The 15,751-nt window shown below is 36.0% G+C and carries 20 protein-coding genes; 7 read left to right on the top strand and 13 right to left on the bottom strand.

The features are described 5' to 3' along the window. Positions 1-326: 326 nt before the first annotated feature. The 4 genes from CM19_RS11180 to CM19_RS11165 are packed head-to-tail and all read right to left on the bottom strand — an operon-like array spanning position 327 to position 3,329. The gene (locus CM19_RS11180) at positions 327-755 is read right to left on the bottom strand and encodes a GtrA family protein (RefSeq protein ID WP_235185681.1); all 429 of its coding nucleotides are present in this window, start codon (positions 753-755) and stop codon (positions 327-329) included. Between the two features lie 39 nt (positions 756-794). Continuing rightward, entirely contained in the window at positions 795-1,754 is a 960-nt protein-coding gene (locus tag CM19_RS11175; RefSeq protein WP_048100531.1) for an aminotransferase class I/II-fold pyridoxal phosphate-dependent enzyme, read from the bottom strand. Then, the gene (locus tag CM19_RS11170; RefSeq protein WP_048100530.1) at positions 1,751-2,329 is read right to left on the bottom strand and encodes a helix-turn-helix domain-containing protein; all 579 of its coding nucleotides are present in this window, start codon (positions 2,327-2,329) and stop codon (positions 1,751-1,753) included. Before CM19_RS11170 ends, CM19_RS11175 begins: the two co-directional genes overlap by 4 nt. A gap of 37 nt (positions 2,330-2,366) precedes the next feature. Then, positions 2,367-3,329, bottom strand: a complete 963-nt coding sequence (locus CM19_RS11165; RefSeq protein WP_048100529.1) for an NAD(P)/FAD-dependent oxidoreductase — start codon at positions 3,327-3,329, stop codon at positions 2,367-2,369. A gap of 520 nt (positions 3,330-3,849) precedes the next feature. Here CM19_RS11165 and CM19_RS11160 point away from each other — a divergent pair. Further along, complete coding sequence (locus CM19_RS11160; protein ID WP_235185680.1) at positions 3,850-4,404, top strand: LysE family translocator; 555 nt, start codon at positions 3,850-3,852, stop codon at positions 4,402-4,404. Here CM19_RS11160 and CM19_RS11155 read toward each other — a convergent pair. Beyond that, a complete protein-coding gene (locus CM19_RS11155) occupies positions 4,388-4,735 on the bottom strand; it encodes a helix-turn-helix domain-containing protein (RefSeq protein ID WP_048100527.1) in 348 nt (115 codons plus the stop codon). The genes CM19_RS11160 and CM19_RS11155 overlap by 17 nt on opposite strands. Before the next feature lie 97 nt (positions 4,736-4,832). Between CM19_RS11155 and CM19_RS11150 the strand changes: the two genes are divergently transcribed. After that, positions 4,833-5,087, top strand: coding sequence for a hypothetical protein (locus CM19_RS11150; RefSeq protein ID WP_048100526.1), 255 nt, complete (start codon positions 4,833-4,835; stop codon positions 5,085-5,087). Between the two features lie 501 nt (positions 5,088-5,588). Here CM19_RS11150 and CM19_RS11145 read toward each other — a convergent pair. From CM19_RS11145 to CM19_RS13220, 7 genes are read right to left on the bottom strand one after another with little or no spacing between them, the layout of a single operon-like run. Continuing rightward, positions 5,589-6,479 carry an Mrp/NBP35 family ATP-binding protein gene (locus tag CM19_RS11145; RefSeq protein WP_048100525.1) on the bottom strand — a complete coding sequence of 297 codons (891 nt, stop codon included), beginning with the start codon at positions 6,477-6,479 and terminating at the stop codon, positions 5,589-5,591. Positions 6,480-6,485: 6 nt separating this feature from the next. Next, entirely contained in the window at positions 6,486-7,037 is a 552-nt protein-coding gene (locus CM19_RS11140) for an adenylate kinase family protein (protein WP_048100524.1), read from the bottom strand. Between the two features lie 10 nt (positions 7,038-7,047). After that, positions 7,048-7,191 (bottom strand): hypothetical protein, encoded by a 144-nt coding sequence (locus tag CM19_RS13225; RefSeq protein WP_200869413.1) that lies wholly within the window; start codon positions 7,189-7,191, stop codon positions 7,048-7,050. After that, entirely contained in the window at positions 7,188-7,745 is a 558-nt protein-coding gene (locus CM19_RS11135; protein ID WP_048100523.1) for a rhomboid family intramembrane serine protease, read from the bottom strand. Before CM19_RS11135 ends, CM19_RS13225 begins: the two co-directional genes overlap by 4 nt. Next, positions 7,742-8,383: a zinc metalloprotease gene (locus CM19_RS11130; RefSeq protein WP_048100549.1), complete on the bottom strand. Its 642-nt coding sequence runs from the start codon at positions 8,381-8,383 to the stop codon at positions 7,742-7,744. Before CM19_RS11130 ends, CM19_RS11135 begins: the two co-directional genes overlap by 4 nt. 26 nt (positions 8,384-8,409) lie before the next feature. Beyond that, positions 8,410-9,012 carry a hypothetical protein gene (locus CM19_RS11125; protein WP_048100522.1) on the bottom strand — a complete coding sequence of 201 codons (603 nt, stop codon included), beginning with the start codon at positions 9,010-9,012 and terminating at the stop codon, positions 8,410-8,412. Positions 9,013-9,028: 16 nt separating this feature from the next. Next, positions 9,029-9,187, bottom strand: a complete 159-nt coding sequence (locus CM19_RS13220) for a hypothetical protein (protein ID WP_171714601.1) — start codon at positions 9,185-9,187, stop codon at positions 9,029-9,031. Positions 9,188-9,280: 93 nt separating this feature from the next. Here CM19_RS13220 and CM19_RS11120 point away from each other — a divergent pair, with 93 nt between their 5' ends. Beyond that, on the top strand, positions 9,281-11,740 hold the full coding sequence (locus CM19_RS11120) for an MMPL/RND family transporter (RefSeq protein WP_048100521.1): 2,460 nt from the start codon (positions 9,281-9,283) through the stop codon (positions 11,738-11,740). A 15-nt stretch (positions 11,741-11,755) separates the two neighbouring features. On the opposite strand, the gene CM19_RS11115 is transcribed toward CM19_RS11120, so the two are convergent. Then, positions 11,756-12,673, bottom strand: coding sequence for a thiamine-phosphate synthase family protein (locus CM19_RS11115; protein WP_048100520.1), 918 nt, complete (start codon positions 12,671-12,673; stop codon positions 11,756-11,758). Here CM19_RS11115 and CM19_RS11110 point away from each other — a divergent pair. The 4 genes from CM19_RS11110 to CM19_RS13585 all read left to right on the top strand — a co-directional run bounded on the left by CM19_RS11110 (position 12,663) and on the right by CM19_RS13585 (position 15,669). Beyond that, positions 12,663-13,337 carry a DNA double-strand break repair nuclease NurA gene (locus CM19_RS11110; protein ID WP_048100519.1) on the top strand — a complete coding sequence of 225 codons (675 nt, stop codon included), beginning with the start codon at positions 12,663-12,665 and terminating at the stop codon, positions 13,335-13,337. The two genes, CM19_RS11115 and CM19_RS11110, sit on opposite strands and share 11 nt — an antisense overlap. After that, positions 13,318-15,048 carry an ATP-binding protein gene (locus tag CM19_RS11105; protein ID WP_048100518.1) on the top strand — a complete coding sequence of 577 codons (1,731 nt, stop codon included), beginning with the start codon at positions 13,318-13,320 and terminating at the stop codon, positions 15,046-15,048. The genes CM19_RS11110 and CM19_RS11105 overlap by 20 nt, the downstream gene beginning before the upstream one ends. A 156-nt stretch (positions 15,049-15,204) precedes the next feature. After that, positions 15,205-15,591 carry a transposase gene (locus tag CM19_RS11100; RefSeq protein WP_052349546.1) on the top strand — a complete coding sequence of 129 codons (387 nt, stop codon included), beginning with the start codon at positions 15,205-15,207 and terminating at the stop codon, positions 15,589-15,591. Beyond that, complete coding sequence (locus CM19_RS13585; protein WP_081801158.1) at positions 15,592-15,669, top strand: zinc ribbon domain-containing protein; 78 nt, start codon at positions 15,592-15,594, stop codon at positions 15,667-15,669. Positions 15,670-15,751: the final 82 nt, after the last annotated feature.

Genomic DNA, 15,751 nt, shown 5'->3' with positions numbered 1-15,751 from the left:
TTATCTTGAGTATTAGAGAACTGTGAACTACTCCAATCTCTTGATTACCTCTTCCCTTAGACATCCTGACCTATTTCTTTATTGTTGTAGCGAGGTTCATTTATAAGTCCATTCCAACCGATCTTGTGAGTATAGGGATTATGGATCCAGGAGTTCACATGCTTAAGCTCTCTTGTTCGGGTACGCTATCACCTCACACACTACTACTGTTCTCTTAACTAGTAAGAAAAGTATGATAGAAAGCGATCTTATGCACTTTGGATGAGATCCATCTACTCCATAGATAAATTTGTCTACAAAAGTCTAATCATGATAAGCGTAAAAGTTTAACCCCATACTAACTTTATGCTTGTCAGATATCTAACTGAAAACCCAGATAATATGCCTAAGAAATTTACGGTAGCTAGAAATAAGGACTTTACACCAGCATAACTAGAGAGCAAGAAGAGTAGAACTTCTGAAGAATTAGAAAAATGAAAGAGAAAGAATAAGAAAGCTATAACTACGCTATAATGAACTATACTTCCGGAAAAAGATGAACCATGAAATTTCCAAAGTCTTGTCCAAATATTTCCAACTCTTTTATCTTTAAATGTCCAGATATCATTCATAAAGAAGTTGAATATAATAGATACTTCAATCGCAATAGCTAACGAGAAAATAATAGGCATAAACCTCACAGATGAAAGAAACACTGCTTCATTAGTTATAGTCCCCAATCCACCAACAACAGCGTACTTAAGTAGCCTTCTCACGCTTATCAATAAATATTATTGCTATTATAAATTTTTTGCCTAGTTTCCATGTTCAAGCAAATTATCCAATGCTACGAAAAGTCCCTTATAATCTGATCTAACTGCTATCCTTCCATAAAATTCATTTAATCCAACAAAGTCAGAACAATCGCGAATTTTATATCCTAAACTAGTCAATTTTTCATTTATTTTCCTTACAGACGTAGGAAATTTAGCTAGTATATAAGGAGCGTAACTCTTGTAAGTCTTTACATTTAAGGAGGAGATCATTTTTTCCCTTATTTGTTCAACTTCTCTCTTACTCTCGTGGAAGAACTTTGATATTTCCTTACTATCAACGTTTGCGATAGCATAATATACTATAGTATTAACTCTCCAAGGAGGAGCTTTGCTTTCTAATTCATTACTCTTCTTTCCAAATGTAAAGCCTATTCTGAGTCCGGGAATGGCCAAGGATTTTGTAAAAGTTGAGATGACAAGTAACTTATCGAACTCATCGGTTAACTTTAGTGTTCTCTCAACAGAACTGATATCAGCAAACGACTCATCGATAACTAACTCCCCTCCATTTGAAAGGAACTCTACGATCTCCTCCAAGGAAATTCTGCTACCAGTTGGATTATTTGGATTACTCACGATAATTTTCTTTCCCTGAAGTTTAAATATGAAATCCTTTTCAGACTCTTCAGCAAAATAAGACCAACTCCTCTTATATTCTGAAAAGTTAGGCTCAATTACGCCATAGTCATTCAAAAGAAAAATTGCCTCTGAAGCACCATTAAAAACTCCAATTAATTCTTCACTTACATTATAAATTTCAGCAATTTTCTTTTTAAGTTCTTTATAATTGTCAGGGTAATACTTGTATGCCCCACTAATTACCGCCTCTTGAATCAACTCTTCAAGGAACTTAGGAGTCCCTAGTGGATTTAAGTTTACGCTGAAATCCTTGATTGTTGGCGGTTTACCATTTAACCATTGAGATCCTCCGTGAGTCAAATTCCTCTCTCCCTAAAGAATGTGCTTATTACGTTTTTTTCAGCTCTTCTTAAGATCTCTGTTAAGCTAGCTACACTTAAGTTTAGCTTTTCTGCAAGCTCCTTTAATCGTATTCTCTTAGGATAATCATAGTATCCAGCGTCAAAGGCGATCCTTAATATTTGCTCTTGCCTTGCCGTTAAGGCATCTTGTCCTCTCGCCTTAATTACCTTAAGGACTTTAACCTCAAGAGAGGATTCAAACAGTTCCTTAAGCATATTCTTCAACTCTAAATAGTCAACTAAAACTACAGTCCAAAATATTCCTTCTGATGAAACATTACCTCTCATCACTATATACTTCGATAAGATCCTTTCTTCATCCCCATTAAGTACTATAGTTCCTAGATAATACCTTGATATTCTAGATAATTTCCAGCCGAGTTTTCCAATAGTTTCCTCTTCTCCTTTAAACTTAACTAAGGCCTTAAACCCTCCAATTGACGGCTTAATTTCTAAAATCGTCAAGGAATTGTTTGTCCAATCAATTCCTTTGGCCCAATCCTCAAGTTTTGTCCTTATAGTTACGTAAAGCATCCCGAATATATTCGGGGTAAGAAATAAAAAGATTCGATCAGATTACTAATCTTGTAGCTCTATATATTCCTATTTTCTCAGCTAATTTTGCAAAACTTCCTTTAACGAACCTACCTAAAAAGTCTCCAAAGTACTCATCCCCTATTCTAACAATAACTGCAAATTGCCTATATGAGAACTTTTCATCTTTGCCTAGAGCATTTAGAGCTGCTCTGGTTCCAGCTTGGACTGCGACCTGGGCTGACATGGGTATAAAACCCTTAGTTGTTGCACAATCTCCAGCACCGTAAACATCATCATAATCAACAGACTGAAGGTAGTCGTCAACCAACATCCGATCGTTAACGTGAGTTAACCCCATTTCAGAAATAATAGAAGGTCCCTTAAAACCGAGAGAGGAAATAGAAACATCAGCCTCAATTTTTCCATTAGTTGTATGTATAATTTTTCCAGAAATTTCGCTAACTTTAGTGTTAGTCATTACTTTAACTCCTAGCTCTTCAAGCTTAGATTTAGCATAAAATGATGCTTCCTTAGACATAAAGGAAAGCAGTCTATCTTTTCCCTCAATTAGATAGACTTCTTTCCCCATTTCCTTAGAAACCCAAGCAAGTTCAACTCCTAACGGACCTCCTCCCAAAATTGCTACTTTTTTTGATGAATTTATCTTCTCTCTTAAGGAAAGTGCTTCTTCAACTGTCTCAATCTTTAAAGTACCGGGAATAACATTCTGAGAATAACCTAATGAGACTATTAGCTTATCATATTGAATTTCTCCAATATCAGTTATAACTTTCTTTCCCCTAAAGTCAACTTTCCTTACCCTAGTTTTAATGATATCACTAGGATAAGAAATCCTCGCTATATCTGGATCTCCTGTTCTTATTACGTCAACTAATCGATGAGGTAAAACAAAATAATCCTTCTCATCAATCACTGTAGCCCCTAACTTTCTAGCTGCTAAACCTGCAAATCCTCCTCCTAAAGCAATTATCCTCATATGTATAAATACTCATAATAGTTTTTAAAATATTCTACTAAACATTAAGTGCAATCACAAAGGTATTTCTAATGTAAAGATAATAGTTTTAAGCTATATGCCAAATTTTTTATGATGATGAGTTTGCCGAGTCTTGATTTGATGAAATAGGAAATAACCCTGAATAAAAATCAGATATAATAAATATAGGAAAGGTAATTTAACTTTTCCATATTATAAAAGTGAGGAAATGTCATCAAAGGTAGTTCCACTTTATCCTGTTCTATGAACAAGGGCTATCTAACAGAAAGATCAAAGCTTTTTCCTTTTCCTAAGACTAGTCCTATTATAGTTAGAGTTCCCTTCAAGACATCTTATAACTATCGTCTGACCTCCTACTCGATCTGAAGGGCGAGGCTTTCAGTTGTAACCTAGAAGTTCCGATCATTGTATAACAGAGATCCTCATAAACTGACCTCAATCTTTAACCTTAATCTCCATAAAGATAAATCTAAAATCTTAATATATAATCCTCTTTTATATGATACCTATTATTTTAGGCATCTTGCTTGGACTGTCCATGGCTGCACCTCCAGGTCCTATAAATGCTATAATGGCTTTCGAGTCAACAATCTCTAGGGTTAAAGGTAGTCTTGTAGGATTAGGTGCTATGACCGCGGATCTCATCTTTTTTGTAATAACTTATACTATAAAGGGGATAATTCCCTTATTCGTCTTACCTTACTTATATATATCAGGAGGTATTCTCATGTTTTACCTAGGTTACTTGACATATAAGGCTAAGCCTTCCACTTCTAGCAGAAAAGGAAATTACTTTAAGGGATTAACTATAGGCTTATCTAATCCTTACCAGATATCTTGGTGGTTAACTACAGGACTCTTTGCAATAAATAACCTAGGATTAAGCGTCATTCCTTCATTTTTCGCAGGAATACTTATCTGGATAGCCTCCTTTGTGAGCGTAATAAACAAAATAGGAAGCAAATATATAAATATTGTAAAAATCTTCTCTCTGATTATTTTAATATCCTTTGGTACATTTATGATGTATAATGGTATTACAGCCCTTTTATAATATTAGATAAATCAGAGCATAACTCTTGAGCTTTTCTGAGCAATCTACTTATGGTATCCTGTTTGCTGACATAGTAGACAAACTTTGGTCTTCCACCCTTAGCTCCACTGCTCTTTTTCTTATCTATCAATCCAGCGTCTGCCAGCTTCTTTAGTATTAAGCTAGCTCTACTCTTGCTTATACCTAGTTCTTCTGATATAGTATCTACGTCCTTTCCCTCGCTACTTCCTAAGATCTTTGTAAATGCGTCTACATCTGCTTCCGATAATCCATAACCTACCATAAGAAATCTTTTCAATAAAACGCTTTTATCACTAATTTCAATACTCATATTTGTTTCACTATCTTAACTCTTAGTTTTTATTCTTTTTAAAGTTATATGTATATAGAGACCTAAATTTTTTATAAAGGAAAGCAGAGTAAATCATATGGATAATACCGAAATAGAAAAGATAATAGTCGATCTCCTAAAAAAGGGAGAAGGCAAAACTTCTGAAGAGATAAGAGATGCTATTCTTAATAAAAACCCTGAAACTCCTATTATTCAAATAAGAAAAGTTCTAGCTGAGATGACAAGAGAAGGAAAAGTGGAAAAGCGTCCAGATTACAAGAGAAAAAAGTTCCTTTTTACCTTAATGGGAAATAAGGTGACTAAAGAATCCACTAGAGAAGGTGAAGATTGATAAAAACTCCTTTTGGGAAAAATTGTTTTCACATACACTTTCTAGGTATCATTGTGAGATCAATCACAATGGACTTGGTTAAGTTGTAAAATATCTAGAACTAGAGAGAAGCCTGTTAATTTCAAGACTTCCTTAACTGCTACAAAGTACGAGGTTAATGAAATTGTTCCACAAAGAAACCAAGCTATGGTGATTGGAGATCGAGTCTGGAGAATTGAAGAGAAAGTTGAGATTGAAAGATCCGATTAGTTTACCGTTTTCTCGGATGGTATCTTTAGATCGCTAAATGCGTTACAAGGTAATCCTCTAGCACTTTCTTCTCACCCACATCTTTCTTGATAGTATACCTCTAGTATGAGATCATAGGACAGCGGGATCAATTGCAAGGATCTCTGAAAGTATCACCCCACACCTTTATACAGCCTCAGTGTGGGACTCATAAAAATTTCTAAAAACCACATTCGAAAACCTTTTGTTATCCTAGAATTCGAAAGAGTTTCACTACCCCTGTGAACTCTCAGAAATCTTCATAATCTTATCCGCAATTTGTAGAAACTCTTTTGAAGCAGGTGAATCCATGTACTTTAGGAAGAACGGCTCCCCTAAATCGTTTGCCTCAGCTATCTTAGGATCTATTGGAACTTGACCCAACAAGTCGACTTTCATTTCATCAGCCATCTTTTTCCCTTTTCCTTCACCAAAGATATAATACGACTTACTATCTGAGGGACATACGAAATAGCTCATGTTTTCAATTACACCGAGTATCTTGGCGTTAAGAGTTTTAGCAAAGTTTATTGATTTCTTAACTGCTAAAGTTGATACTTCTGAAGGTATTGTAACTATGACAAATCCACTTATATTAGGTACAAGCTGAGCAACGGATAAAGCTTCGTCTCCAGTTCCAGGGGGCATATCGAGAAGTAAATAGTCAAGTTCACCCCACTTTACATCTCCTAGGAATTGCTTTATTGCAGTATGCTTTATTGCTCCTCTCCAAACTACTGGGGTGTCATCTCTAGGGAGAAGAAAATCTACAGAGACTACTTTAATTCCAAATGGTCCAGCAACTGGAATTATTCCTTCATCATCAGCAGTTAGGGCCTGACCTCTTACTCCTAACATCTTAGGTACAGAAGGACCATGAAAGTCAACGTCGATAATTCCTACACTTCTTCCAGCTGCAGCTAAAGCCATCGCTAAGTTTGAAGAGACAAATGATTTCCCTACTCCGCCTTTACCACTAAGTATTGCTATTTTATACTTTACACTTTTCATCCTCATCTGAATCTTTAGATCAGCTCCCTGAACTTGGGGTTGAGCTTTCCTAAGGTCTCTAGGCTGTTTTCCTGATGGCTGAGGAGATTGTATCCTAAAAGGATTGGAACTCATTACTTCCTATTTCTCATTCGAGATAATAACATTATCTAAGGAGAAGAGTAATTCTTGAACCCTCTTATCACTTAACCAGTCTATATCCTCGCAGTCTTTCTTTAGGCATAGATTTACAACTTCTTCGGCTTTTCTTCCTGTAGTGTCTACTTGACATGCATTGCCGAACCAATCCATCGCTTCTTGAAGTACGTAACCTATTGCCTCTGCTTCTACGTTTTCAGCAACCTTCAATTCTGGCCAACCTCTTTCCTTAAGTTCTTTGTATAGACTCAATGGATTTCTCCTTAGAACAATAACTAAGTCGGCATTATCAAGCAAAGAGGGATAAACTGACTCTACTACTGCATCCTTCGTCTTAAGGTATTCGTTTAAACTCCTCGCAACTACTTCATCATCAATCTCATAAGTTTCTCTAACTGGATCATAGGATGAAAATAAGTTGTTTTTTAACACGAACTCTGAGACATGAACATACTCAAGGGATAACTTCCTAGCAATTTCCTTAGCTACTGATGTCTTACCAACTCCAGGAGTACCTGTAACTAGAATTATCATCTAGTTAATATTAACTCAACAAAAATAACCCTATCGAAATTCCTGCTAATAAGGCCTTTACGCCTTTTGTTCCATTTCCCTTTAATATCTCGTATATTCCATAAGGCATCATAGCTATTCCTGTTATAAAGAGTATTTCCTCGATTAAATTCATATTCTCCAAGATTCTCTCTTACCTCTATTAAGCCGATCAGCTAAAACTGCAAGTATTACTCCTCCTAAGATGCCTCCTATATGAGCAAAGTAGTCCACGTTAGGTAATATATCGCTTGCTATGAAGACAAAGAGAAGGATTCCAAGATCATTCCAGTCAAATCTATGTAGTTCAAGCATATCGTCTACTAAATAAAAGGCAAAAACTCCAAATATTCCCCCAGAAGCTCCCTCAGAGGCAACTAATGGGGGAAATAGGAAAAGACTAAGGATATTTCCTAGGATACCTGAGAAGAAGAAGACCAAGTATTCAATCTTTCCCGCTTTCGATCTAAATAACGCGTAGATCACTGCCAAAGCTAAGAAGTTCAGAGAAAAATCTAGAAGGCTATTAGTAACAAAGATAGACGTTACAAGTGACAAGTAATAGCCTTGGAAGACCAAGTAGTTAACTTGTATAAGATAAAAAAAGATCGACGGATAAAAGTTAGACGTTATAACTCCGACTACATATCCTAAGACAACTAAAGCCATAATCACAATAGTTGGTTTCATATCTGACCTGTAAGAAACATAATAGCTAAAGAGATTACTATCATTATTGCCCAGACCGCAATATTCCACTTAAATACCTTTAATCCATCCAATACCCAGAAAGGTAACAAGTTAAAGAATGCTACAAATGCGTTGAACGCGCTAACGTAAAAGAAGAATAGGTTAAGTAAGAAGAACGGAGTTACATGAGAAAGAACGTAAAATAGTAAAGCTAAAGCTATATTTGTAGCAGGACCTGCAGCGGCAGTTTTTCCATTAATCTCATTATCAGCTGAGAAAAACCTACAAGCTATTAGCGTATAACCAGAGAAAAATACAAGTCCGAAGAAGGCTATCAAGTTAATGATTGTAGTAGCAAGAAAGCCTGTAAAGCTCAGAGTAAACCTAGAATAGCAACCATATCTTCTTGCGACCTGTCTGTGAGCAATTTCGTGAGGAATTATAGCCAATACAGCAGCTACTACTGGAAATATGAAGCCTCCTATAAAGTCAAATGTAGTTATCACGTGTGTAGTCACTAGGGCGGCTATTAAGTTTCTTATCCCAACAACCGCAACAGAAAATACTGCTAACAATATTGAAGTTATTTCGCTCAAGTTCCTGAACTCGTATTCCCAATACTCTAGCTTTCTACTCAAGATAACCATGATAATATTGATGATAGCTATAAATTTCTAATCATTGAATCATGGAAGTTTCCTAGATAGTCAACTTTAGTAGACTCAACCTTCCACATTATAGCCTTAGTTGACTTGTAAGCCATCAAATACTTTTCCCTATGCCCTATAACTCCTAAAAAGTCGGTTGAGAACTTTTTAGAAAAGGCATTGAAAGTTTCAAATACTACGAACTTATATGGAAAAGGCATAGATAATTCCATGCACTCGCTTGATGAGGCTATATCCATTATTTTCTCTGATGCATAGTTAAATACTATAGGATCTACAAACATTACTTCGCTTATATCTCCATAGTTTGACACGAGGGTTATTACGTGAGTTTGACCTGCTGTATGCGTAATCCATAAATCTAAAACCCTTGTGAAAATTGGACAATTACCCGTAACCTTTATGGGCTTCATGTATGTTGAATAGATCTTACTATCGTCCTTTAGGAAATCGATAACAGCTTCAGAAAATCTATCAATATTTACATTTAATCCCTCTAATTCCTCTTTTAAGGAATTTGAGATTGACGCTATATGCCCAGACTCTGTGAGAAACCTATTCTCTGAATTTAAATTATCTATTGATATCTCGTACAGCACAAAAAATAAATTGATTTCAAACGCTTATATACTTTACATATACTTCTGCCTCAATTTTCATGTTTTTTCCTAATAACTTATCTAGCTTATCTTTATCTTCTTTCCTTGGCTCATATTCATTTATTATTTTTTCAACTTCTTCTAGGAGTATTAATGCGTCTTCCAAAGAGGGCATAATGTTATCGCGTATTTTTAAGATAAATGTGTTCCATATATTAAACTGGTATTTCCACAACTGTTTTATCGAGAGTAAAAAGTTATTTTTATTATGTCAAGAAGAGCTGTTTTGCTTATTTTACCTTGGCTGGTAATTGTTGCAACTCTTTCTCCATTTATAATAGGTATACAAAATCACTTCGTCTATAGCGACTCGCCATTTCTAACCACTGCATATCAGAGCGTAAAAGTTAACGATATCATGAAAGAGTACTTTAACCTAACTCAAAGATCAGAGATTTTCGTCATTGTAAATGGCAGTTACAACACGTCTTTAGAACAAGTAGAGAGTAAAGCAAAAATCCTAGAAGATGCGGTAGTGATAAATCCTTTTAATATTATAAGCCAAGAAAATAAAACGTATTTCTCTACAATAAATCCTATAGTTGAAAACTACACAAAAGAACTATTGCCGCTTCATAATATATATGTTAATGCAGTAAAAACTAGAGAAATACTTCTTCAAAATTTATCTTGGTTTGAATATCAATTAAACGTAACATATGGATTCCCTCTTGGAAAAGAAGTAAGAAACACAACGTATCTGCAAGAATTCCTAAAAAATTATGAAGGGCATAACTTAACCTACGCTGGAATTGCTGGTTACAAGACATTTAAAGATCCTTTTGTCTTATTTTTCTCTTTTTCAAATTACACCAATTCTTCCTTAATTAAAGATTTTCTAAATACTTTCTCAAACTATTCTCTTGTTATTAAGAAAGTTTCTGGAATTTCGCTACCTGAAGAGGCGATAGAGAATCCTAGATCTTATGTTTTGATGAGAGTTGAACAAATAGTTAAACCTCCTCCGATAACAATTAGTAATTTTCATAGAGGAGATTCGTGGCTCTTTATAGTGACAGTACCTAGGAATGAGAGCCTGACTAAAGTCCAGCAATTTATCCAGTCTGTTAATGGTCTAGTAACTGGGCACTTTCCGATTTACGCCCAGTCCGCATATTACACTGGAAAAGACATAGAGGTAATTGATGTAGTTACAGTTGCCCTAGTTGGGTTTCTTCTAGCAATACTTTTAAGAAGTCTTCTTCCTATACTCTTGCTTATCTCTAGCGCAGTCATAGGTCTAGTGATAGGATATTCGGTTCTATACTCCTTAACATTGTTCGGTTACTCTATTTACTACATTTCTGGCCTAGTTATACCTCCCATAGTTTTCGGAATAACTATTGACTATTCGATTCTATTGATGTATAGGTATTTTGAGGAGTTAAGAAAAGGAACTAAAAACCCGTTAACAGTAGCCCTTAAAACTGCAGGTAGAGGAGCCACGTTTAGTGGACTTTCAATAACCTTAGCGTTCTCAACGTTTATATTATCTACGTCTCCTCTTTTGAGGAATATCGGTGAAGCTCTAGTTGTGGCATCATTATCCTCTCTTATCCCTGCAATACTTTTCACCTTTTCCATGCTTAAGATTTTGCCTATAAAATGGTTGGGATTCCCTAGAAAAGAGGTACCAAATCCTATTGATGCTAGGCAAAAATATCTTGAAAAATCGGCAAAATTTGCTATTAAATGGAAATATCTAATACTTGCCTTAATGGTTATCCTTGTAATAGGTTCGTTCTTTGTGATTAAGGATCATCCAACAAATGTAGCGTTCACTGAAATTGTCCCATCAACTTCTGAGACGGTAGAGGGAGAGAAATTTCTTTCATCTATGTTTAACTATAGTACAGACTATATTCTTTTTAAAGGAAATCCAAACTCTACCTATGCCAATATAGCGTTGGTTAGCCAAGAAGTTATTAGATCAGGAGGTTTAGCTTACGGGCCGGCATCTCTTGGTACTTTTATTATACCTAAGCCTAGTTACGTTACTGATCTTTATTACTCTCATAACTATAGTTACGTTGAAGCCCTTATACCTTATCCAGTGTTTAGCAGTAAGGCCATAAACTTTACCCAATACTTGATAAATCAAGGATTTATGGTTGGAGGTAGTAACGCAAACAGGATAGACATTGTAAATAACACCGTAGGAATATACTTCTCTTTTGTTTTACCATTAACAATTATTGCGATAGCTGCTTACCTTTTCCTAGTCCTAAGATCAATAGTTATTCCATTAAGGTTAGTCTTCACTCTAGCTATTAGCTCCCTAGTTGGCGTTGGGGTTATGGATATAGTCTTTGGCTCAGTGTATTGGCTATCTCCATTGATTGTATTTGCAATTCTTTTCAGTCTTGGAATAGACTATGATCTGTTTATCGTTTTACGTATAAGAGAGGAAAGAAAGACAAACGAAGATGATAGAATAGTAGCTGGAGTAAAAAATACTGGACTCGTAGTAACTGCTGCTGGACTAATACTATCAGGAGCGTTTTTTTCATTAGTTACTGCCGACATGAGATTCCTTCAAGAGATAGGATTTAGCGTCGGATTTTCCGTTCTTTTCGACACATTTATAGTAAGGCCTATTTTAGTTCCCGCCATAATGTCAATCTTAAAGAAGTATAATTGGTGGCCTGGAGAGAGAAATACAGCGTAAAGTTTTCTTCTCTCGTTAATTATTTGACTCTCTATATTTTCTAGCTATTTCTAAAACCTTCTTAACCACTTCAATAGGCGTTTTACCAAAGATATAAGTGTTTGGTTCAACGCCTTTTCCACCTAAATGAACAACTGCATCAATACCTTGACTATAAGCTGAGGAAACTAGTTCAGCTATTCTATCGTTTGTGGCTAAGTCTGTTGGACCTACAACAGCTATTTTAAAGCCAATATCTTTCATTGAAACCATAACTTTTTCATCGTATTTTATATTCATTACAGATCTAATCTCTGGACATATCTTTCCTATACTTATCAAAATCTGAGCTAGATGTTTACTTGAACCCCATAACGCTTTAGAGGCTGGAGTTGGAATTCCCCTAATTTTGGTTATTCTACCAGCAACTGCAATAACGTCATTTATGTCTTTAGCTCCCCTCTTTGCAAATGCTAAGTTGCTCATTACCTCTGGTATGAGAGGGGAGATAATCTCGTTCTGTATCATGGAAAGGGCCACGTACATTTCCTCTTCCTCATCCTCTTTAAAGAGATCCTCACAAATGCTACACTCCTGCGGTATTCTAGGATCCATTGACCTGTGAAACTTGCAGAACTTTAATCTGCTCAAATTCATTAAGCCGAAGGAAGTTACGTAATCCATTGAAGCCTTTATGTCATTACCAAGCAGGATTTCAGTAAGAGAGTCTAAGAATTTGTTTACCTCCTCTGGGGTTAAACCTAATTCTAGCAGTTTTTCAAAGTAAAACCTTTCCTCAACATCTAAATACTGTTTAACTGCTGGTTGTGTAACGCCAATACTTACAGCAATTCTGCTCTGGCTCATTCCCATAGATCTAAGTCTTTTCGCTTCCAAAGCTCTAATATTTGGAATGAAAACATCTGTTATAAGTGAGAGAGGAGTGTCAATCACGTTTATAAAGTTACTAAAACTAGATAAATATCCTTTCGACAGAATTGTGGCAATAGATGGAAGCCTTCACGAGGTTGTAACTGATGAGGGAAAAGTGTCTATTGTTGTGGCAGTTGGCGTAATATTTAGCTTAACTAACATGCGTATGATTTCTAATATTGTAAAGGAAACAATAGTTGAAGGCGAGGGTGAAGAGGTTATGAGGAATATGGAATATAACCTAGCGAATGAACTAGGAACGGACTTAGTCCTCATGGATAGAAAAATATCTATGGATGTTAGATTAGGAATTCCTAATAGGGTTATAGGAATAGTTAAGGACTTTGAACAAAAAAAGAGAGCTTCCTTGAATAGTTACCCTCCTCCTTGGATTGGGATTGAGGAAAAGGATGGAGAAATCGTAAGGGGTTACTTCAACTTCTTAAGATGGACATTTATGTTTGAAACTAACGTTGATGATTTACAACTTGTATCATCTCTTCTCTATTCTCTATCGGAAGAACCTATACCAGAATCACTAGGTTATAATTATCCGCTTTTCCTAGCCGATAAACTAGCAAAGTACTACAGAGATAGAAGATCTAAGGGAATGGACTATATCTGGAAGAATATAAAGTATAGAGATTTCAGAAGTATGATTGAAAATGGAAGGAAATTTCTTTGAACCAATAACTGGTAGACTTAGGGAAATTAAGGTTGTGACTAGACAAACAGCTGATGGGAGAGGTTCGGTTAGCTTCAGAAATTTCTTGATAGAATTCCCTTTAAATGCAAAGATCACTATTGGAAAGCTATTAGGTGTTAAAACGCTAGAGGAAGATTACCTTCTTTTAGAGATCGCTGACTTTCTCCCTGTACATTACGGAATGATAAACTTAGACAGTTCTATACCTAAGGAGATTAGGGATGAGATAATGAGGAAAGTTGAGGAAAGTTGGGGGAAAGATGAAAGCGAATCATGGTTAGAAGTTTACGCATATCCTGTTGGATATCTCTTTAATTTAAGACAAGGAAAATTTATCAAAGGTTATGTTCCTCCTATCCCAGGTAGTGTCGTCCATATTTTGTCAAGAGATGCCTACAAGCAATTCGTATGTATCCCAGACGGGATAAATATTGGAAAAATAATTGGGGAAGATCTAGACCTAACTATAAACCTAGAGAAAGCTTTAACATATCACATAGGTGTTTTTGCATTCACTGGTTCAGGAAAGTCAAACCTATCTGCAGTTATAATAAGAAGAGCCTTAAGTAAAGGAGTAAAAGTAGTTATTTTCGACATATCAATGGAATATGCTGTTCTCTTGCTAGATCAACTACTCACAAGAAATTCACGATTGATCACGTTAGATAGACTCCCTGCAAACAAGGTAGATGCAAGCAGAAGATTCCTAAGAACTCATGTGATCCCTGAAGAAATGATGAAGTTAAAGGAGAAAGTTATCGATAGCGTTCAGGAGATATTTTCCTCAAATAAGATGACCCAACTTTACGTACCACCAGAGAACTCCGGTTATCTGACATATGGGCAAGTTATAGACATGGTAAACTCTCAGCTTACCGACAAGTATGTTGCAGTTGCTCAAAGACCTCTTTTTGGATACCTTCTAAGGAAGATTGATGAAATGATGAGAAAGAATAAATTAAGTAAAGACGACATAGCGGATAATTCCATTTCCCCTATATTAGATGAAGTTGAGGAAATGGCAAAAGACAGTGGTCTAAAGGAAACTTCGTCTATATTTTCCTTCATAAACGCTCTTAAGGCGTACGTATCAATTGAGCCTGAACAGGGAGAAGAATACGATGTGGAGAGAATGGTAATAGATGTCTTGGACAGTGAAGGTGGTCCAGATCTATTCGTGGTAGAGATGCCGAACATTGAGGAATCTAGATCTCTCGTAGCCAGACTCATAAACTTGACTATGGCTAGAAGGAAAAGGTTCTTTTCCTCTTCTCCTATACTTTTCGTTTTAGATGAAGCTCAGGAATTCATACCTTTTGATACTAGGTCAAAAGACAACAGCGAACTTTCTAGTAATGCAGTTGAAAAACTCCTTAGACACGGAAGAAAGTATCATTTACACGCATTAATCAGTACGCAGAGATTAGCCTACCTAAATACTAACGTTTTACAACAGCTTCACACTTACTTTATAAGTACACTACCAAGACCGTACGATAGACAATTAATAGCTGAGACGTTTGGAATAAGCGATGCAATAATGGATAGAACAATTGATCTAGAGGTTGGGCAATGGTTACTAGTGAGTTTTAACGCAGCTCTAACTCATGACGTTCCCGTTTTCTTTTCCGCTCCAAATAACTTTAGTGAACTAGAGAGAGGTTTAACAAAAAAGGACGAGAATATTTAAACTTTCTTATATATAATAACAATCAGTTGTGATGATAATTGCTCGACCTATTGATGAAGACGGTCTTGAGTTCTGAGTAAGGTATACTAAGTGAAGTTAGCAAAACCTGGTAAAATCTTCGTGATATTCGTCGTCGAAGACTACGAGTTCACTTAATTGAAAAAGACTGAAAGGAAAGTGAGTATAGACGTTGGTGTATATAGGCTACTCACAACATCCGACGGTCGTTACGTCGAGAACCATGAAAGATACGAAAGAAAACTAGAGAGATTAAAGACATTCCAACAGTCTCAGTCTAGGAAAATTGAGGGTTCTAAAAACTTAGAGAAGATGAGAGTGAAGATAGCTAAAACTTTCGAAAGGATAGACAACTTTCATCGTGACATGTACTTCAAGATAGGGAAGTTCTTCACTGAGAACTATGACGGTCTAGCTATGGAGGACATAAATGTCAAACAACTGGTATCTCGTTCAGCTAGATTCCTCCGCCTCCACTTACATGATGTTAGCTTCTACAAGATGAGGAAGATATTCAGATGGTAAATGGAGAAGTATGGAAAAGAGTTTAAAGTAGTTAACCCAGCGTACACTTCTAGAACGTGCCCACGTTGTGATTTTTAAAAAAGATATGCCTCTTTTACAGAGAGTTTTCCACTGCTAAAGGTGTGGTCACACTGATGACCTTGACCATGTTGCTCTTAAC

Origin of the sequence: Candidatus Acidianus copahuensis (assembly GCF_000632495.1) — an archaeon.
Taxonomy (GTDB): Archaea; Thermoproteota; Thermoprotei_A; order Sulfolobales; family Sulfolobaceae; genus Acidianus; species Acidianus copahuensis.
This window is presented reverse-complemented; position numbering and strand designations above follow the sequence as displayed.